Annotated in this window: 23 protein-coding genes; 9 read left to right on the forward strand and 14 right to left on the reverse strand. The window is 67.6% G+C overall.

Annotation, left to right across the window (positions count from 1 at the left end; all coding sequences use genetic code 11):
* The first annotated feature begins 11 nt into the window (after positions 1–11).
* From fliM to fliR, 6 genes are all read left to right on the forward strand, one after another.
* Complete coding sequence (fliM, locus tag ROZ37_RS01070) at positions 12–1019, forward strand: flagellar motor switch protein FliM (protein WP_312656790.1); 1008 nt, start codon at positions 12–14, stop codon at positions 1017–1019.
* The gene (gene fliN / locus ROZ37_RS01075; protein WP_312656792.1) at positions 1012–1479 is read left to right on the forward strand and encodes a flagellar motor switch protein FliN; all 468 of its coding nucleotides are present in this window, start codon (positions 1012–1014) and stop codon (positions 1477–1479) included. Before fliM ends, fliN begins: the two co-directional genes overlap by 8 nt.
* 382 nt (positions 1480–1861) lie before the next feature.
* A complete protein-coding gene (fliO, locus tag ROZ37_RS01080) occupies positions 1862–2284 on the forward strand; it encodes a flagellar biosynthetic protein FliO (RefSeq protein ID WP_312656794.1) in 423 nt (140 codons plus the stop codon).
* A gap of 4 nt (positions 2285–2288) precedes the next feature.
* Positions 2289–3029, forward strand: coding sequence for a flagellar type III secretion system pore protein FliP (gene fliP / locus ROZ37_RS01085; RefSeq protein WP_312657482.1), 741 nt, complete (start codon positions 2289–2291; stop codon positions 3027–3029).
* A gap of 15 nt (positions 3030–3044) precedes the next feature.
* Complete coding sequence (fliQ, locus tag ROZ37_RS01090) at positions 3045–3314, forward strand: flagellar biosynthesis protein FliQ (protein ID WP_312656795.1); 270 nt, start codon at positions 3045–3047, stop codon at positions 3312–3314.
* 10 nt (positions 3315–3324) lie between these two features.
* Positions 3325–4104, forward strand: coding sequence for a flagellar biosynthetic protein FliR (gene fliR / locus ROZ37_RS01095; protein ID WP_312656796.1), 780 nt, complete (start codon positions 3325–3327; stop codon positions 4102–4104).
* Here the strand turns inward: fliR and ROZ37_RS01100 are convergent, their stop codons facing one another.
* From ROZ37_RS01100 to flgB, 12 genes are all read right to left on the reverse strand, one after another.
* Positions 4105–4599, reverse strand: a complete 495-nt coding sequence (locus ROZ37_RS01100; RefSeq protein ID WP_312656798.1) for a hypothetical protein — start codon at positions 4597–4599, stop codon at positions 4105–4107.
* Positions 4600–4604: 5 nt separating this feature from the next.
* Positions 4605–5552 (reverse strand): flagellar hook-associated protein FlgL, encoded by a 948-nt coding sequence (flgL, locus tag ROZ37_RS01105; RefSeq protein ID WP_312656800.1) that lies wholly within the window; start codon positions 5550–5552, stop codon positions 4605–4607.
* Positions 5553–5566: 14 nt separating this feature from the next.
* Positions 5567–7012, reverse strand: coding sequence for a flagellar hook-associated protein FlgK (flgK, locus tag ROZ37_RS01110; RefSeq protein ID WP_312656802.1), 1446 nt, complete (start codon positions 7010–7012; stop codon positions 5567–5569).
* An 89-nt stretch (positions 7013–7101) separates the two neighbouring features.
* A complete protein-coding gene (gene flgJ / locus ROZ37_RS01115) occupies positions 7102–8163 on the reverse strand; it encodes a flagellar assembly peptidoglycan hydrolase FlgJ (RefSeq protein ID WP_312656804.1) in 1062 nt (353 codons plus the stop codon).
* 1 nt (position 8164) lies between these two features.
* The gene (locus ROZ37_RS01120) at positions 8165–9262 is read right to left on the reverse strand and encodes a flagellar basal body P-ring protein FlgI (RefSeq protein WP_312657484.1); all 1098 of its coding nucleotides are present in this window, start codon (positions 9260–9262) and stop codon (positions 8165–8167) included.
* Positions 9263–9324: 62 nt separating this feature from the next.
* The gene (locus tag ROZ37_RS01125; protein WP_312656806.1) at positions 9325–9999 is read right to left on the reverse strand and encodes a flagellar basal body L-ring protein FlgH; all 675 of its coding nucleotides are present in this window, start codon (positions 9997–9999) and stop codon (positions 9325–9327) included.
* 11 nt (positions 10000–10010) lie between these two features.
* Positions 10011–10793, reverse strand: a complete 783-nt coding sequence (gene flgG / locus ROZ37_RS01130) for a flagellar basal-body rod protein FlgG (RefSeq protein ID WP_312656807.1) — start codon at positions 10791–10793, stop codon at positions 10011–10013.
* A 129-nt stretch (positions 10794–10922) separates the two neighbouring features.
* A complete protein-coding gene (flgF, locus tag ROZ37_RS01135) occupies positions 10923–11663 on the reverse strand; it encodes a flagellar basal-body rod protein FlgF (RefSeq protein ID WP_312656809.1) in 741 nt (246 codons plus the stop codon).
* A 58-nt stretch (positions 11664–11721) separates the two neighbouring features.
* Positions 11722–12993 carry a flagellar hook protein FlgE gene (flgE, locus tag ROZ37_RS01140; RefSeq protein WP_312656811.1) on the reverse strand — a complete coding sequence of 424 codons (1272 nt, stop codon included), beginning with the start codon at positions 12991–12993 and terminating at the stop codon, positions 11722–11724.
* Between the two features lie 25 nt (positions 12994–13018).
* Complete coding sequence (locus ROZ37_RS01145) at positions 13019–13693, reverse strand: flagellar hook assembly protein FlgD (protein ID WP_312656813.1); 675 nt, start codon at positions 13691–13693, stop codon at positions 13019–13021.
* A gap of 14 nt (positions 13694–13707) precedes the next feature.
* Positions 13708–14112 (reverse strand): flagellar basal body rod protein FlgC, encoded by a 405-nt coding sequence (gene flgC, locus ROZ37_RS01150; protein ID WP_312656814.1) that lies wholly within the window; start codon positions 14110–14112, stop codon positions 13708–13710.
* Positions 14113–14128: 16 nt separating this feature from the next.
* A complete protein-coding gene (flgB, locus tag ROZ37_RS01155; protein ID WP_312656815.1) occupies positions 14129–14533 on the reverse strand; it encodes a flagellar basal body rod protein FlgB in 405 nt (134 codons plus the stop codon).
* A 536-nt stretch (positions 14534–15069) separates the two neighbouring features.
* On the opposite strand from flgB, the gene flgA reads away from it, so the two are divergent.
* The 3 genes from flgA to ROZ37_RS01170 all read left to right on the forward strand — a co-directional run bounded on the left by flgA (position 15070) and on the right by ROZ37_RS01170 (position 16847).
* Positions 15070–15729 carry a flagellar basal body P-ring formation chaperone FlgA gene (gene flgA, locus ROZ37_RS01160; protein WP_312656817.1) on the forward strand — a complete coding sequence of 220 codons (660 nt, stop codon included), beginning with the start codon at positions 15070–15072 and terminating at the stop codon, positions 15727–15729.
* A 345-nt stretch (positions 15730–16074) separates the two neighbouring features.
* Complete coding sequence (gene flgM, locus ROZ37_RS01165) at positions 16075–16377, forward strand: flagellar biosynthesis anti-sigma factor FlgM (RefSeq protein WP_312656819.1); 303 nt, start codon at positions 16075–16077, stop codon at positions 16375–16377.
* Positions 16374–16847 carry a flagellar protein FlgN gene (locus ROZ37_RS01170; protein ID WP_312656820.1) on the forward strand — a complete coding sequence of 158 codons (474 nt, stop codon included), beginning with the start codon at positions 16374–16376 and terminating at the stop codon, positions 16845–16847. Before flgM ends, ROZ37_RS01170 begins: the two co-directional genes overlap by 4 nt.
* A 60-nt stretch (positions 16848–16907) precedes the next feature.
* Here ROZ37_RS01170 and gstA read toward each other — a convergent pair whose 3' ends face one another.
* Together gstA and nudC are read right to left on the reverse strand one after the other, a co-directional pair.
* A complete protein-coding gene (gstA, locus tag ROZ37_RS01175; protein ID WP_312656822.1) occupies positions 16908–17516 on the reverse strand; it encodes a glutathione transferase GstA in 609 nt (202 codons plus the stop codon).
* A 169-nt stretch (positions 17517–17685) separates the two neighbouring features.
* Entirely contained in the window at positions 17686–18501 is an 816-nt protein-coding gene (nudC, locus tag ROZ37_RS01180; protein WP_312656824.1) for an NAD(+) diphosphatase, read from the reverse strand.
* Positions 18502–18542: the final 41 nt, after the last annotated feature.

Here is an 18542-nt window from a genome sequence, read left to right on the forward strand (position 1 = left end):
AACGGGCGGCCATGGCTTCCGATTTTCTCTCGCAGGATGAAGTCGATGCGCTGCTGAAGGGCGTCGCCGGGGAGCCGGACGAGCTCGAAGAGGACTCCGGCGACCAGAGCGGCGTACGCCCGTACAACCTGGCGACGCAGGAACGCATCGTCCGCGGGCGGATGCCGACGATGGAGCTGATCCACGAGCGCTTCGCGCGCTACCTGCGGATCGGGCTCTTCAACTACATGCACCGCAACGCCGAGGTCTCGGTCGGACCGGTCAAGGTGCAGAAATACGGCGAATTCGTCCGCAACCTCGTCGTGCCGACGAACCTCAACCTCGTGCTCGCGAAGCCATTGCGCGGCACCGGCCTCGTCGTGTTCGACCCGAACCTCGTGTTCCTCGTCGTCGACAACATGTTCGGCGGCGACGGTCGCTTCCACTCGCGCGTCGAGGGACGCGACTTCACGCCGACCGAGCAGCGCATCATCCAGGGCATGCTCGGCGTCGTGTTCGCGGAATACTCGCGCGCGTGGGCGCCGGTGTTCAAGATCGATCTGGAATACGTGCGCTCGGAGATGAACTCGCAGTTCGCGAACATCGCGACGCCGTCCGAGATCGTGATCTCGGCGAGCTTCTCGCTCGAATTCGGCGGCTCGCAGGCCGACATGCACATCTGCTTCCCGTACTCGATGGTCGAGCCGATCCGCGACCTGCTGTACTCGACGATGCAGAGCGACCATCTGACGCAGGACAACCGCTGGATCAAGCTGCTGACGCGGCAGCTGCAAAGCGCGGAAGTCGAGCTCGTCTGCAACCTCGGCAGCGCCGACGTGACGCTGCGCGACGTCGCCGACCTGCGCGTCGGCGACGTGATCCCGCTCACCGTGCCGGAGCACCTGCACGGCGAGGTCGACGGCATTCCCGTCCTCGAACTGAGTTACGGCCGCCAGGGCGGCCACTACGCGGTCAAGGTCGAGCGCTTCTTCGCGAACGAGGACGCCGACAGCCCATTACCCGGAGGCCAGCATGGCTGACAACGACACCGATCAGATCACCGAAGACGACTGGGCCGCAGCGATGATGGAACAGTCGGCCGCCGAAACCGGTGCCGACGCCGAAGCGCGGCGCGTCGCCGCCGACCTCGCCGCGGTCGCGGAATCGCCGTACCAGGCGAAGCCCGCGAGCCATCTGTTCCCCGACTTCGGCGCGTCGTCGCCGAAATCCGGGACGCTGAACGACTTCGACATGATCCTGGACATCCCGGTCCAGCTCACCGTCGAACTCGGCCGCACGAAGATCTCGATCCGCAACCTGCTGCAGCTCGCGCACGGCTCGGTCGTCGAGCTCGACGGGCTCGCCGGCGAGCCGATGGACGTGCTCGTCAACGGCACGCTGATCGCGCAAGGCGAAGTCGTCGTCGTCAATGACAAGTTCGGCATCCGCCTCACGGACATCATCACGCCCGCCGAGCGGATGCGGAAGATCCGCGGCTGACGGACGAGTCCGCACGCGCCCCGCAGTTCGGGACGTGGACGGCGCCGACACTGAGGCGTCGAACGACGAAGATCGCACGTCGCCGTTGATCCGGCAGGTCCCGAAACGCCGAGTTGTCGCAGCCCAAAACGGAAACTCTTCGCCGATGTTCCGGCCGATCTCCTCGCGAAGGCGGAGGCCATCATTGATGGCGGATTCGCCGAATTTCCGGAAACGACGGGCCCCGACGTTTGATCCACCCACCTTCCCCGGCAGGGGTGCTTTCGAGCCCGGGCCCGCGCCCCGGAAACCTCGAATAGCCGCGCTTTCGCCCCTCTTATCCCTCCTCCCCCGCCGCGGCCGGCGTCTATCCTTCTTCCATCCGAAGAACCCGCGAACCGCCGTGACACCCTTGCGCTTCACCCACCTCGCTCTCCTCCTCGCCGCGTCGCCGCCGCTCGCTGCCGCCGACGCACCGCCCGACGTCGCCGGCAGCATCGGCCAGATGGTGTTCGGCCTCGCGGTCGTCATCGGGCTGCTGCTCACCGGTTTGTGGCTGATCAAGCGGCTGTCGGTCGCGCGCGGCGCGATGACCGGACTCAAGGTGCTCGGTGCGGCGCCGGTCGGTCCGCGCGAGCGAGTCGTGCTCGTCGAGATCGCGGGCAAGGTGCTGGTGCTCGGCGTGACGTCGGCGAGCGTCAATACGCTGCACACGCTGTCCGCGGACGAGGCCGCAGGTCTCGTCGGCTCCGACCCGGGCAAGGCCGCCGGCGATTTTCCGGGCTGGCTCAAGCGCGCGATGGAGCGTCGCAACGATGCGCGTTGATCGGATGAGCATGTTCCGGCACTTGCTGCCGGCGCTGCTGCTGTTCGCCCCGTTCGCCGCCGCCGCGCAAGGTCTGCCCGCGATCACCGGCACGCCGGCGCCGGGCGGCGGCACGACGTACAGCCTCAGCGTGCAGACGCTGCTGCTGCTGACTTCGCTGTCGTTCATCCCTGCGGTCGTGCTGATGATGACGTGCTTCACGCGGATCATCATCGTGTTCGCGCTGCTGCGGACCGCGATGGGCACGCAGACTTCGCCGCCGAACCAGGTGCTCCTCGGCCTCGCGCTGTTCCTGAGCTTCTTCGTGATGTCGCCGGTCCTCGAGCGCGTGTATGCCGACGCCTATGTGCCGATGTCGCAGAACGAGATTTCGCTCGACGAAGCGCTCGCGCGCGGGTCGGTGCCGGTCAAGGAGTTCATGCTGAAGCAGGTGCGCGAGCCCGACATCGCGCTGTTCGCGCGGCTGTCGAAGACGCCGCCGGTCGAGCGCGCCGACGACCTGCCGATGCGAGTCGTCGTGCCGGCCTTCGTCACGTCGGAGCTGAAGACCGCGTTCCAGATCGGCTTCGTCGTCTTCATCCCGTTCCTGATCATCGACATGGTCGTCGCGTCGGTGCTGATGTCGATGGGCATGATGATGATGTCGCCGGTGATCGTGTCGCTGCCGTTCAAGATCATGCTGTTCGTGCTCGTCGATGGCTGGACGCTTCTGATCGGCTCGCTCGTCCAGAGCTTCGCCGTCTAACCCGGAGAACCCAACATGACCCCTGGCATGGTCGTCGACATCGGCCGGCAGGCCGTCGAAATCACGCTGATGATGTCGGCGCCGCTGTTCCTCGCCGCGCTCGTCACCGGCCTCGTCGTCAGCGTCTTCCAGGCGGCGACGCAGATCAACGAAATGACGCTGACCTTCGTGCCGAAGCTCGTCGCGGTATTCGCGACGCTGGTCATCGCCGGCAACTGGATGATCACGCTGATCACCGACTTCACGCGCCGGCTGCTCGAATCGATCCCGACGGTGATCGGCTAGGCGCCGACCGATGCTGAGCGTCACGTCGGCGCAACTCGACGCGTGGATCGCCGCGCTGATGTTTCCGCTCGCGCGCATCCTCGGCCTCGTCGCGTCCGCGCCGCTGCTCTCCAACCGCATGGTGCCCGTGCGCGTGCGTCTCGCGATCGGCATCGCGGTCGCGCTCGCGGTGACGCCGGCGCTGCCGCCGATGCCTACAGTCCCCGCCGACTCGATGCTCGCGGCGGCGATCCTCGTGCAGCAGGCCTTCATCGGCATCGCGATGGGCTTCATGATGCGCATCGTCTTCGCCGCGGTCGACGTCGCCGGCGAGATGATCGGCCTGCAGATGGGCCTGTCCTTCGCGGTGTTCTTCAGCCCGCAGAGTGGCGCGCAGACCGCAGTCATCGCCGAGTTTCTCGGCCTGATTTCGCTGCTCGTGTTCGTCGCGCTGAACGGCCACCTGATGCTGCTCGGCGTCCTCGTCGCTAGCTTCGAATGGCTGCCGGTCGGCACCGCGGCGAAAGCCGAAGGCTGGCTGCTGATCGCACGCTACGGCAGCGTGATGTTCGCGTCCGGACTGCTGCTCGCGCTGCCGATGGTCGCGGCGCTCCTGATCACGAACACCGCGCTCGGCGTGCTGACGCGCGCAGCGCCGCAACTGAACCTGTTCGCGGTCGGCTTTCCGATCACGCTGTCGGTCGGCTTCCTCGTGCTGCTGCTGAGCCTGAACGTGATCGCGCCGGCGCTGCAGAGCCTCTTCGAGCGCGGGTTCGACGCGATCGACCAGCTGCTGCGCGCGTTCGTCTGATCAGAAGTCGGGCCAGACGCGCGAGCGCGCGAGCCGGATCTCGCCGCTCGCGACGCGTCGTGCGAACGGGCGCGTCGACTCGATGCCTTCCTCGAAACGCACGACGTCGTAGCCCGCGAAACCCCCGGTATCGGCGAACTGCCGCGCGTTGCGAGCGAACACTTGCCGGGCTTCGCCCTCGCCACCGCTGACGAGCGACTTCATCCGCAGGTCGAAGCGCACGCGCTCCTCGTCGAGCCGCACCGCCTTGATGTCCCACGTCGGCGCGAGCGGATCGTAGATTGCATAGGCGATCGCGCCGCCGGCAAGGTATTCCGCTCCGAGCAGATCGAGCTTCGAGGCCATGCTCGCGGCACCGGCCACGCCGGCGACGGGCGCGCTGTACTGCTCGAGCGCGGCGCAGCCGGCCGCGAGCGGGACGGCCAGCGCGATGGCGAAGCGCGCGAGTGTGGCTGGGGCGCAGCGACGGCGCGGTTTCGGTGCGAAGAGCGTCATGCCGGTCAGCGCAGGTAGTCGAACAGCGACAGACCGGTGACGCGCACATACGACTGCTGGGCCGCTTCGAGGATCGTCTGCTGCTTCGACAGCCGCGAGATCGCTTCCGCATAGTCGACGTCCTGCAGCCGCGATAGCGTCTGCGCGTACTGTTCGCCGTGTGCTGCCGAGAGTTCCTCGAGCGCGTCGAGCTCGGTCATCCGCGAGCCGACCGACGCGCGGATCGTCAGCACCTTGTCGAGCGCGGTGTCCATGTTTCCGATCGCACTCGCAACGGACGCGGACAGGCCGCCGGCGGGCGGATTGCGAAGGTCGTTGATGAAATTCGATATCCAGCCGAATACTTGCGACTCGGGCTCGCCGGTCGCGGCGTTCGGCACGACAATGAACACGCCGCTGCCGGGCTCGCCGACCGGCATCGTCCGCGACGCGCTCACCTGGATGCTGCGCGCGCCGGCATCGCCGCGGTACGCGACGGCCGCAGGTCCCGCGGCCGGGTCGAACGCGCCCCCCGAGAACGCCGCGTCGGTGGACCGGTAGCCTGCGAAACGATACTCGCCGGTCGCATCCTTGCCGTTCGCAATCCCGAGCAGCGCGCCGAATTGCGCCTCGATGTCGGCCGCGATCGCCTGGTGCTCGGACGACGTGTAGGTCGGGTTGCCGGCCTCGACCGCGCGCGTGCGGATGTAGGTGAGGATGTCGCCGATCGAGCCGAGATCGCTTTCGAGCGTCGCGAGCGCGTCCTTCGCGTAACCGATGTTCGTCTGGAACTGTTCGTTTGCGCGCTGCGACTGCGTGACTTCGAGCGCGCGCGAGGCGGCGATGGGGTCGTCCGACGGCGTCAGAATCCGGCGCCCCGTCGCGATCTGCTGCTGCGTGTGCAGCATCTCCGAACTTTGCCGCTGGATCGCGTTGCGCCCCGCGTCGAAGATCATGTTCGTCGAGATTCTCATGGTGTAACCCCGTGTCAGCGCGCGATGGAGAGGATTTCGTCGAACAGCGTTCCGGCGACCGACATCACCCGCGCGGCGGCCTGGTACGACTGCTGGTAGCGGATCAGATTCGCCGCCTCCTCGTCGAGATTGACGCCCGACAGCGCCTGCTGTGCGTCGGTCGCCTGCTGCAGTTGCGCCTCCTGCGCCGCTTCGCCGATCTGCACTTCGCGCGTCTTGTTGCCGACGAAGCTGACGAGCTGCGAGTACGACGACTGGAAGGTCGCGGTGCCGCCGTTCATGATTCGTGTCGATTGCAACGCAGCGAGCTTCAGCGCGTTCTCGTTGTTGCTGCCGCCCGCGGCTACGCCTCTTGCCGCATCGTTCGCGCCCGATGCGGCGATCGCGCGCGGATCGGAAATCGCGACGGCGAACGAGCCTGCCGCCATACGCAGGCTCACCGGGTCGGCGGCCATCGGGCCGATGTCCGCAAAAAAATCGATGTTGGTCGTCGTCCCGTCAAGAGCGAGGCCAGCACGGTGTTGGGCGTTAAATTCGGTTGCGACCGAAATAGCGAGCTGGCCGAGCTGTGTGCGCGCGCTGTCGAGCGTCTCGCCGCGGAACTTCAACAGCCCCCCGAGTTGCCCGCCGGAAAACAGCGAATCGGGGAGCGACACCGAGCCGTTATTCGGGGCTACGAGGTGGATTTCGCCGCGGAACGGGTCTGCTGGGTCCGGCCGCCTGACTTCGAGTTGCGACACGGCCGAGCCGACGACGAGCGATTGGCCGCTGCCGACGAAGACGCTGAGCGAGCCGTCGGATTCGGTGAGCGTGCTGACCTTGACGAGCTTGTTGAGTTCGGTGACGAGGTTGTCGCGCTGGTCGAGGAGGTCGTTCGCCGGTATCGACGGCCCGCCGACCTGCAGCACGCCGATGCGCTGGTTCATGTCGGCGATCTGGCGCGCGTAGGCGTTGATCGAATCGATGGTGCTGACGATCTGCCCTTCGTTGAGGTCGCGGATCTCGTTCAGACGCGTGTCGAGCGAATTGAAGCGCGCGGCGAGCGATTCGGCGGTCGAGATCAGCGCCTGTCGCGCGGGAATGCTCGCGGGATTCGTCGCGACGTCCTGCACGCCGGCGAAGAAGTCGGCGAGCGCGGGCGACAGGCCGGCGTTCGGGTCGGCAAGCAGGTTGTCGAGTTGCGAGATTTGCGCGCCATAGGCCGAGAATTCTTCCTTGCGCGCCGACGCGTTCAGCACCTGCTGGCCGAGGAACTGGTCGTACTGGCGGCGCACGCCGTCAACTTTCGAGCCCTGTCCGAAGAAGCCGGCACCGGAAAACAGCGGGTCGTTCGTCGTGATGACGGTCGTCTGGCGGTTGTAGCCCGGGGTGTTCGCGTTCGTGATGTTGTGGCTGGTCGTCAACAGGTTCGCTTGCGCGCTGTTGATGCCTGTCAGACCGATGCCCAGTAGCCCCGCCATGATGCTTCCCCCTTTCCTGCTGCTCTTACGGCATTCCCTAGCAAAACTTCTGCCACAACCTCCGCGCCGTCACGCTCCCGCGGCGCGGATCAGGCGAGCAGCGCCGAGCGCAGCGTCTTGCCGTCGATGATGCGCGCGAGCTTGTCCGCGTACATCGGGTCGGTCGCGTAGCCGGCCTGCTGCAGGCTGCGCGCGAAGCCTTTCGCGTCGGTCTGGCCGAGCACCTTCGCGTAGCGCGGGCTCTGCTGCAGCAGGTTTGCGTAGTCGCGGAACGCTTCCTCGTACGAGCCGTAGGCGCGGAAGCGCGCGATCTCGGTGTATTTGCGGCCGTTCGCGTATTCGGTGACCGGCACTTCGACGACCGGTCCTTTCCAGTTCGCGCCGGCCTTGATGTTGAAGAGGTTGTAGCTCGGCCGGCCGTCCGCGTGCCGCAGTTCGGCACGGCCCCAGCCGGTTTCGAGCGCCGCCTGCGCGACCATGAAGCGCGCCGGAATGCCCGTCGCGCGGCTCGCCGTGTCGGCCTGCGCCCAGACGCGATTGACGAACTCCTGCGGCCGGCCGGAGGCAGAGCTGCGCGGCGGCGCCGCGTCCGCCGTTTGCGCGCCGCGCTCCACCGCTCCGGCGCCCGGAGTGCCCGCCGCCGCTCTCGCCGCTTCGCGACGTGCATAGGCGGCGTCGAGTGCCGCGCTCGCCTGCGCGGCGAGTTCGCCCGTCGCACCCGGTTCGCGGGCGGCGGAAGTTGCCGCTTCGCGCGGACGGACGGCGGGAATTGCCGTTCGTGCCGGCACCGCCGGCGCACCGGACATCGGCGCCGCGGCGAGCGGCTCCATTCCAGTCCCGCGGTTTTCGGCCGCGTCGCCGCCGAGCTGCCGATAGATCACGTCCGCAAGCCCCACGCCGCGACCTTGCGCGAGGTTCGTCGACATCTGCTGGTCCTGCAGCGACTGGAAGAGCCGCGTCTGGTCGGTGTCGAGCATGCCGTTGGACGGCACCGCGTCGCGCATCGACTTCATCACCATCTGCAGGAACAGCGCCTCGAACTGCTTCGCGGTCGCGCGCAGCGCCGCCGGCGAATTGTTGTCGCGCGACAGGCGCTTCAGGTCCGCGAGCGCGTTCGGGTCGAGGGTGTTGATCTGCGCCGGGGCGACCATCTCAGATCACCTCGAGCTCGGCGCGCAGCGAACCCGCGGCCTTCATCGCCTGCAGGATGCTGATGAGGTCCATCGGCGTCGCACCGAGCGCGTTGAGCGCCTTGACGACGTCGGCGAGGTTCGCGGCCGCGCGCACGTTGTGCACGATGGCTTCGTCCTGCCGGATGTCGACCGCGCCACGCTGCGTGACGACGGTCTCGCCGCGCGAGAACGGCGCCGGCTGGCTGATGACCGGCTCGACGTCGATCGTGACGGTGAGATTGCCGTGCGCGACGGCGACGTTCTGCAGCGTCACGCTCTGGTTCATGACGACCGAGCCGGTGCGCGAATTGACGATGACTTTCGCGGCCTGCTGCGCGGGCGTGACTTCGAGGTTCTCGAGCTTGCCGAGGAAGGCGACGCGGTCGGTCGTATCCAGTGGCGCGCGCACCTGGATGCTGCGTGCATCGAGCGCCTGCGCGGTGCCGGCCGCAGTCGCGAGGTTGATCGCATCGACGACGCGGCGCGCGGTGCCGAAGTCGGAGTCGTTGAGCTCGAACGTGACGTGCTCGCCCTGACCGACCATCGTCGGCACGGCTCGCTCGACGGTCGCGCCGCCCGGCACGCGGCCGGCCGACAGGTGATTGATCGTCTGCGACGAGCCCGCGGCCGATGCGCCCGCGCCGCCGACCAGCATGTTCCCCTGCGCCATCGCGTAGACCTGTCCGTCGGCGCCCTTCAGCGGCGTCATTACGAGCGTGCCGCCGCGCAGGCTCTTCGCGTTGCCGATCGACGACACGGTGATGTCGAGCTGCTGCCCCGGCCGCGCGAACGGCGGCAGGCTCGCGGTGACCATCACCGCGGCGACGTTCTTCAACTGCAGGTTCGTGCCCGGCGGCAGCGTCACGCCCATGTTGCCGAGCATGTTGACGATGCTCTGCACGGTGAACGGCGTCTGCGTCGTCTGGTCGCCGCTGCCGTCGAGGCCGACGACGAGGCCGTAGCCGACGAGCTGGTTGTCGCGCACGCCGGCGACCGACGCGAGATCCTTCAGGCGCTCGGCCGCCGCGCCGCCGCAGCCGACGATCAGCGCGAACGCACACGCCGCGGCCCGCAGCATCCTGCCCGGGGTCACGGGGCGTCGGTCATTGCGAAACATCTTTCACTCCCCGCGGGCCGCCATCAGAACGGCAGCACGACGTTGAAGAAGCGCTGCAGCCAGCCCATCTGGTTCGACTCATCGATGTAGCCGCTGCCCTTGTATTCGATCCGCGCGTCGGCGATCTGCGTCGACTGCACGGTGTTCGCCGCGGTGATCATCGTCGGGTTGACGACGCCGGAGAAGCGGATGAACTCGTTGCCCTGGTTGATCGCGACCTGCTTTTCGCCCGACACCAGCAGGTTGCCGTTGGGATAGACCTCGATCACGGTGACGCTGATCGTGCCGTTGAAGCGGTTGTTCGCCGCGGACGCGCCCTTGCCGGCGAAATCCGAATCCATGCCGGCTTCGACGTTCATGCCGGCGAGCCCGGCGAGCGGCACGCGCGACGCCGCGCTGATGCCGCCGCTGATCGACGAGCCGCGCGTCGCGCTGCTGTTCGCGGCCTTCTGCGCGGTCGTGCTCTCGACGAGGTTGATCGTCAGCGTGTCGCCGACGTGGCGCGCGCGGCGATCCTCGAATAGCGGCCGCGCCTGGTTCGCCTGGAAGATCGCCCCCGTCGCGGGCTGCGCCTGCGGACGCGGCTCCGGCCGCGCCGTCATCGGCTGATGCACCGCGGTCGGCGGCGTCGAATAGATCGCCGCACAACCGGACAGCAGCGCGAGCACGAGAACGGGGACGACGCGGACGATATTCATGATGCGACGGTTCAAAGTTGCGTCAGGCGCCCGAGCATCTGGTCGGAAGTCTGAATCGCGCGCGAGTTGAGCTCGTACGCGCGCTGCGTCGCGATCATGCTGACGAGCTCCTCGGCGACGTTGACGTTCGAGGTCTCGACGTACTGCTGGTTGATCACGCCGGCGCCGTTCGTGCCGGGCTGGTTGGGCGTCGCGACACCGGACGACGGCGTCTCGCGGAACAGGTTTTCGCCGATGCTCGACAGGCCGCCCGGATTGACGAAGGTCGCGAGCTGGATGTTGCCGACGACGGTCGGCGCGGTCTGGCCGGCCTGCAGCACGCTGACCGTGCCGTCCTTGCCGATCGTCACGGTCTGCGCGTCGTTCGGGATGATGATCGCGGGCTCGAGCGGATAGCCGCTCGCGGTGACCATCTGGCCTTGCGAGTCGAGCTGGAAGGCGCCGTCGCGCGTGTAGGCCGGCGTGCCGTCGGGCAGCGCGACCTGGAAGAAGCCCTGCCCCTGCACGCCCATGTCGAGCGCGTTGCCGGTCTGCTGCAGGTTGCCCTGCGTGTGGATGCGCTCGGTCGCGACCATGCGCACGCCCGTGCCGAGCTGCAGGCCGCTGCCGATCTGGTTCTGCTGCGTGTTCTGCGCGCCGGGCTGGCGGATCGTCTGGTACAGCAGATCCTCGAACACCGCGCGCGAGCGCTTGTAGCCGTTCGTCGAGACGTTGGCGAGGTTGTTCGAGATGACGTCGAGCTGGCTTTGCTGGGCGTCGAGGCCGGTACGGGCGATCCACAGTGAGCGAATCATGATGCTGGCTCCTTTCTTTCCGGCGGACGCGCCGCCTGCAGTGTCGGAGCCAGTCTAGGCCGGCTCCCTTTGCTTCAATCGCCGGAACACGACGTGAAAGACCCGCTATTCCCGGCGCGGGCGCGGCGCTCAGCCGTTCGACAGCACGCGCGTCGCGGCCTGGTCGTTGGACTCGGCGCTCTGCAGCATCCGCGTCTGCATCTCGAACTGCCGCGCGAGCGCGATCATCTGGACCATCTGGTCGACGACATTCACGTTGCTGCCTTCGACGTGGCCACCGGCGACCTGCACCGCATCGTCGACCGGCGCCTCACCGCCGCCGCGCAGCCGGAACAGGCCGTCCTCGCCGCGCACGAGCATCTCTTCGGGCGGATTCACGAGCTTCAGCCTGCCGAGGTTGTTCACGACGTTCTGTTCGCCACCGGCGAGCATTGCCGAGATCGTCCCGTCCTTGCCGACCAGGATCTCGTTGTCGGGCGGAATCGTGATCGGGCCGCCGTCGCCGAGCACCGGCAGGCCGTTCCTCGTCTGCAGCACGCCGTTCGCACTGAGTTCGAAGCTGCCGTCGCGCGTGTAGCCTTCGCTGCCGTCGGGCAATTGCACCGCAAGCCAGCCCTTGCCCTCGACCGCGACGTCGAGCGCGCGGCCGGTCTGCTGCAGCGGCCCGGCGTCGAAGTTCGTCGCGACGCTCGCATCGACGACGAACGCACGCGTCGCGAGCCCTTCGCCCTGCACCGGCACCGCGCGCAGCTTGTGCAGCTCGGCGCGAAAGCCGGTCGAGTTCGCGTTCGCGAGGTTGTGCGACACCGCCGCCTGCTGGTTCAGCGTGTGCTTCGCGCCGCTCATCGCGGTGTAGATCAGGCGGTCCATGTCGCGCTCCGTTGCGGTGACGCGCCGTCCCGGGAGGCCGGCGCGAGGTCAGACGTGCTTAGCCGAGATTGACGATCGTCTGCAGGATCGTGTCCTGCGCGCGCACCGACTGCGCATTGGCCTGGTAGGCGCGCTGCTGCACGATGAGCTGCACGAGTTCGGACGTGAGATCGACGTTCGCTTCCTCGACCGCGCCTGCGGTCATCAGGCCGAGGTTCGCACTGCCCGGCACGCCGACGATCGGCTGGCCGGAATCGGGCGACTCCGCCCACAGGTTGCCGCCGAGCGACAGCAGGCCGTTCGGGCTCTGGAAGTTCGCGAGCACGACCTGCCCGAGGTCGCGACTCTGGCCGTTGCTGTAGCGCCCGAGGATCACGCCGTCGTCACCGATCGTGATGCCGGTGAGCCGCCCCGACGCGAAGCCGTCCTGGCGCAGGGTGTTCACGCCGAACTGGCTGCCGAACTGGGTGCTGTCACCCATGAAGAACTTGACGTTGAAATCGGGGGCTCCGCCAAAATTCGCATTGTCGATATCCATCGTCAATGTCGGTTCCGAGCCGGCCGCCGGGCTCGTCAATTTACCGGTCGCGGGGTCGAACGTAACTGTGATGCTGCCGGGGGTGGTGGGCGTCGTCCCGTCGACGATGGGGTGAACGGTCCACTCGCCCGCTGTCGCCTCCTTACGAAAATACAAGGTTGCGGTATGCGAGTTGCCAAGCGCGTCGTAGAGCGTCGCGGAAGTCGAGAAATTGTAGTTTCCGGACGCGGGGTTGTTGGGATCGAGCGGCTTGGGATTGGCGGCGCTGAACGCCTCCGTGGGAGTCTGGGCTCTGGAATCCAGGTTCATGCCGATGGCCAACTCGGTCGTCCGTTCGGGCGACACGTCGGAATAATTCAGCTTGATGGCCGTCGGATCGCCACCGGCAAGGATCACGCCGTTGTTCGCCGGGTAACCCGTCAATTGCATCCCCTGAGCATTGACGATGTAGCCGTTCTTGTTGATGTCGAACTGCCCGTTGCGCGTGTAGGCGACCGAGCCGTCGGAGTTGGCCATGCGGAAGAAGCCGTTGCCGTTGATCGCGACGTCGAGCGGGTTGTTCGTCGTCGTGATGTTGCCCTGCGAGAACGACTGCGTGACCGCGCCGATCGCCGAGCCGATGCCGACCTGCACCCCGGCCGCCGCGCCATTGAGCGCCGCCGCATAGACGTCCGCAAACTCGGCGCGGCCCGCCTTGAAGCCGATCGTGTTCGAGTTCGCGACGTTGTTGCTGATGACGTCGAGCGCCTTCGACGCGGAATTGAGGCCCGAGAGGCCCTGCTGGAATGCCATGATCTTCTCCCTGGAAGGTCTGGGTTCAGAGAATCTGTTTGATCTCGGACATCTTGAAGATGCCCAGGTCGCCGATCTGGAGGTCCGAGCCCTTGGGCCCGCGGACGACGCTCGTGACCGCGCCGAACTCGAGCATCTGGCTGGCGACCGCCTTGTCGCCGGTAAGCGCCTCGATGCTGACGGTGTACTTGCCGTTCGCCGCGCGCGCGCCGTCCGCCGCCGTGCCGTCCCACTGGAAGTTGTGCGTGCCGGCGTCGAAGGAGCCGAGCGGCACGGTCGCGACTTCGAGTCCGTTCGCGTCCTTGATGCTGAGCGTGACCTTGTCGGCGGGCGCATCGAGCGAGAAGCCGCCGATCGCGCCGGCGTCGCTGAGCTGCATCCCCTTGCCGGGGATCAGCACGCCGCGGCCGACCAGCGAAGCCGCCTGCAGCGCTTCGGACGACTGCTGGCCTTGCATGATCTGGCCGAGCATCGAGTTGAGCCGCTCGATGCCGTCGACGGTGCTGATCTGCGCGAGCTGCGACGTGACCTGCGCGTTGTCGAGCGGATTCATCGGGTCCTGGTTCTTGAGCTGCGCGGTCAGCAGCGTCAGGAAGCGCGACTCGGAAAGTTCCTCGGATTTCGCGGTTGTCGTCTTGCGCGCGAGGCTCGCGGCGATCGCGTCGGTCGGCGACGGAGAGGTGTTGGTTACGGCGGCCATCGTGCGCTCCCTGCTTACTGGCCGATCGCGAGCGTGCGCTGCATCAGCGTCTTCGCGGTGTTCATCACTTCGGCGTTGGTCTGGTACGCGCGCGATGCGGAGATCATGTTCGTCATCTCCTCGACGACGTTCACGTTCGACATCTCGACATAACCTTCGGGGTTCGCCGCGGGGCTCGTCGGGTCGTAGGTCATCCGGCCGGCCTCGGCGCTTTCGACGACCTTCGTGACCTGCACGCCGACGCCGTTCGGCCCGGCGACCGGCGTCGCGGTGAAGACGACCTGCTTCGCGCGGTACGGCTGCCCGTCGGGGCCGGCAACGCTGTCGGCGTTGGCGATATTCGACGCGGTCGCGTTGAGCCGCGCGGACTGCGCGTGCAGCGCGGAGCCTGCGATGTTGAAGACGTTGAGCATGCTCATGATGGTCGCGCTCCGGTCACTGGCCGCTGATCGCGGTCTGCATCCCGCGCAGCAGGCTGTTGATGAAAGTCACGCTCGCCTCGTAATGGATCGAGTTTTCGGCGAACGCGGCGCGCTCGACGTCCATGTTCACGGTGTTGCCGTCGACGCTCGACTGGTACGCCTGGCGGAAGCCGATCGGTGCGCCCGCTGCGCCGCCGTCCTGCCCGGCGAGATGGCGGGCGGACGTGCCGGCCAGCGCGAGCGGGCCGACCTTGGCGCCGAGCGCGCCTTTCAGCGCCGACGCGAAGTCGATGTCGCGCGCCTTGTAGTGCGGCGTGTCCGCGTTCGCGATGTTCGACGCGAGCAGCTGCTGGCGTCGCGCCTGCACGTTGAGCGCGGTCTGGTGGAACTGCAGCGCATGGTCGAGTTGGGTCTTCATCGCATCACCTCGAAGTCTTCGCCGGCTGCCGTGAGTGGCTGGATCCGGCCGGCATGGCGCTCAACGCACCTTCCATGCCAGCCATCGTAGTCGGGGCGATGCAAGCGCCTTGCGTCGATAAGACCGGAAATTACCGGCCAATTTCGCCGCTTTCGGATGACGCGGCCGCGCGCGTTGCCGGCGGGCGGAAAATGTTGCCGCTGCACAGGAGCGGCCTCGGCGCGGCGGCCGAAGTGCCGACGACCGCGAAACGGAATGGAGATTTGCCGGCCCAGCGGGGGACGGTGCCGATGACGTCGGATGGACGTTGGCGCACGAACTGCGGGAGGTAGCCGGCAAAGCCGGATGTGTGTGTCCGCGAACTACGGCCGGTAGTCGGCGACGCCGGACGAGCGCTTGCCTGCGAAGCCCGCGCGCCCGGCTGCCGGTGAAACGGGACCGGGCGGTTGCCGCCGACGCGGCGGACGTGTTCGAATCGCGCCATGTCGCCATCCCGTCTTTCTGCTCGGCCAGTCCGTGCCGCACTCAGCGGCGCAATGCTCGCCGCCGCCTTCAGCCTGCCCGCCCTCGCGCAACAGGCCCCGAAACCCGTGCGCGAAGCGGTGAGCGCGTTTCTCGCACAGCAGACCGCCGGCCTTCCCGGCAAGGTCGAAGTGCAGGTCGGCGAATTCGAAGCGGGAAACCGGCTGCCGCCGTGCGCCGAGCTGACGCCTTTCCTGCCGCCCGGCACGCGCGCGTGGGGCCGGATCAGCGTCGCCGTGCGCTGCGAGTCGCCGGTGACCTGGACCGTCTATGTACCGGCGCAGGTCGCGGTGATGAGCGAGTTTCTCGTCGCCGCACAGCCGCTGCGAGCGGGCCAGATCGTCGGCCAGGCGGACCTCGGCCGGCGCTTCGGCGACCTCGCGGCCGAGCCGCCGAACACGCTGACCGACGCGACGCAAGCCGTCGGCCATCACCTGCGTTACGCGGTAGCGGCCGGCAGCACGCTGCACACGAACATGCTGCGTCTGCCGCCGGCGGTGCGGCAAGGACAGGTCGTGAAAGTGGTCGGCAGCGGCACCGGTTTCACGGTGTCGAACGAGGGCCGCGCGCTGAACGCCGCGGCCGAAGGCGAGCCGGTGCGGGTGCGGCTCGGCAACGGGCATGTGGTGTCGGGAACGGCGCGGGCGGGCGGGGTCGTCGAACTGGCGTTCTGATTCGCGGTTCGGGATGCGGAGCCCGCAGGTTCAGGACCAGTGCGGCAATGAAAGCCACGATACGGTCCGCCTGAGCCGGCTTCGGTCGACGGCGCTCGCGCGAGCCGCCTCCCGACTCGTTCGCTGCGACGGAATGCGAACCCCGTCGTTGCCGCGCCGGCCGCTCCGCGAATCTCCTGAGCGCGTCGAACTCCGCTGCCTGCTCGCGGAGCAATTCGACCGCGCAAGACAAATCCTTACATTTCGGCGCCGTTTCGCGACCTTCCCACGGCGGTCGAACGCCTAAAGTTCAGCGGAACTGCGCCGTAGACATGGCCAGAGAGAATACCTACTGGGAGTTGCACCATGAAGATCGAAGGCAGCGTGAAGCCGGTCGGTGCGACGCCGACCGGTGAAACCCGGGCGCGATCGAATGCGAGCACCGCGCCCGTCCCGGATGCCGCGGCGAAGGTCGAACTGTCGTCGTTGTCGGCGAGCCTGATCAAGGCCGAAGCCGCGATGGCATCGACTCCGGTCGTCGATCGCGCGCGCGTCGACGAGATCCGGCAGGCGATCAGCGAGGGTCGATTCACCGTGGACGCCGAGCGGATCGCCGACGGACTGATCAAGAGCGTGCGCGAGTTGCTTGACTCGGGTTCGCGCTCGTGAGCCTGCAGCCGGAACTCCAACGGCTCGCCGCATTGATCGACAGCGAAGCCGTCCTGCTGCGCGCGTTCATCACGCTGCTCGAACGGGAGGAAGCGCTCTTGGTCGCCGGGGATGCCGACGCGCTGCTCGCGCTGTCGCACGACAAGACCGACCGCTTCCACAAGCTGCAGCGGCTGCATAGCGACCGCGCGCTGCTGCTGGGCCGCATGCGTCGGCCCGACACCGACGCGTCGGTACGCGAACTGTGCGCCCCGCTGCCCGACACCCTCGCCCGCTGGGACGAGATCCACGCTCTCGCGCGCGAAGCGCAGCGCCGCAATGCGCTCAACGGCAAGCTCGTCGCCGAGCGCATGCAGCACAACCAGGCGGCGCTGTCGGTGCTGCTCAGCGCCGCGAACCGGCCGCAGCTTTACGATTCTGCCGGCATGGCCCGGCCGACCGGCGGCGGCCGCCACCTCGGCAGCGCCTGAGCGCGGCCTTTCCGGTTCGGCCGTCCCCGCCGCTCCCTTCCGCTGGGGACGGCTGAATCCTCAGCCCGTCAGCCCTTCTTCCTTCATCGCCTCCTGCACCTTCGGGCGCTCGGCGATGCGCGCCATGTAGGCGCGGATATGCGGCCACTGCGCGGTGTCGATCTGCAGCATGCCGGTCCAGTTGAGGACCGTGAACAGGTAGGCGTCGGCGATCGTGAAGGTGTCGCCGCAGACGTACTGCTTGCCTTCGAGCATCTGCTCGAGCGCGTTGAAGCGCCGCCCGATCGTGCCCTTCTGGACTTCCTTCATCTCGTCGGTCATCGCCGGGTTGAACAGCGCGCCGATCTGCTTGTGGACTTCGGACGACACGAAGCTCAGGGCTTCGAGCAGGCGAAAGCGCTCCATCGTGCCGGGCTTCGGCGCGAGGCCGGACTCGGGCTTGCGATCGGCGAGGTACTGGCAGACCACGTTGGCTTCGGTGAGGATCGCGCCATCGTCGAGGCGCAGCGCCGGCACGTAGCCTTTCGGGTTGATCTTCCAGTAATCGTCGCCGCCAGCCGTTCTCTTGTTCGGAATGTCGACCTTTTCGAGTTCGAGGCCGATGCCCGCCTCGCGAGCCACGATGTGGGGAGCGAGCGAGCATGCGCCCGGCGAGTAATAAAGTTTCATGGAACGTTTCTCCTGTCGATTCGGACGCCCGCGCCTGCCGCCGGCTGCGGAATGCGAACGTCCTGCGCCTTAGTGCGACCCGCGCCGGCGAAGTTCGGAGCCCCTTTTCATCTTTCGGCTTTCATGTTTCGCGCTGACGCGGTTCGTCCGCATCGACGGCCGCGCCGCCTCATCGAGCCGCGAGACGCGCGACGGTGTCGTCGATGAGCCGCCGCGCGATGCTGAACGGGTGCGGCAGGCGCGGCAGCCGGTCGATGCCGAACCAGTCGGCCGCTTCGATCTCGTCGGGCTGCGGCGTGATCGTGCCGCGGGCGTAATCGGCGACGAAGGCGACCATCAGCGAGTGCGGAAACGGCCACGGCTGGCTGCCGAAATAGCGCAGGTTCGCGACCTCGATGCCGACTTCCTCGCGGACTTCGCGCACCAGCGTCTCTTCGAGCGTCTCCCCCGGTTCGACGAAGCCGGCGAGCGCGCTGTACATGCCCTCGGGAAAATGCGGCGAGCGCGCGAGGAGCAGTTCGCGCTCGCGCAGCACGAGGGCCATCATCGCGGGCGCGATCCGCGGATAGCTCCTCAGTCCGCAGGACGGACACACCCGCGCCCGCTCGGTGGGGTGCCGCTCGGTCGGCGTGCCGCAGCGGCCGCAGAAGCGGTGCGTCTGGTCCCACTCGATGACCTGGAGCGCACGCCCCGCGAGCGCGAACGTCGCCTCGTGGATGCGGCCGAAGAGCGCGCGCAGCCCGCGCCACTCGGCCGATTCCAGCGCGGCGGCCGTTTCGGCATCGGCGGTGAAGCATCCGCATCCGGCGAGGCGTCCGAGATAGAGGCTGCGCGCGGGCAGCACGCCCAGCCGTCGCAGTTCGGCGCGGCACGGCACGTGCGTCCCGGCGTCATCCGCGACGACCAGCAACGCGCTTTCGTGAAAGACGAACCACAGGTCGTTGTCGCGGGCCTGCGCGGGTTCGACGATGCCCGGTGAAAACATGATCTCCCACTGCTCCGAAACGAAGTGTGCCGATTGTGCTC

This window comes from Aromatoleum sp., from assembly GCF_032027225.1.
Lineage (GTDB): Bacteria > Pseudomonadota > Gammaproteobacteria > Burkholderiales > Rhodocyclaceae > Aromatoleum.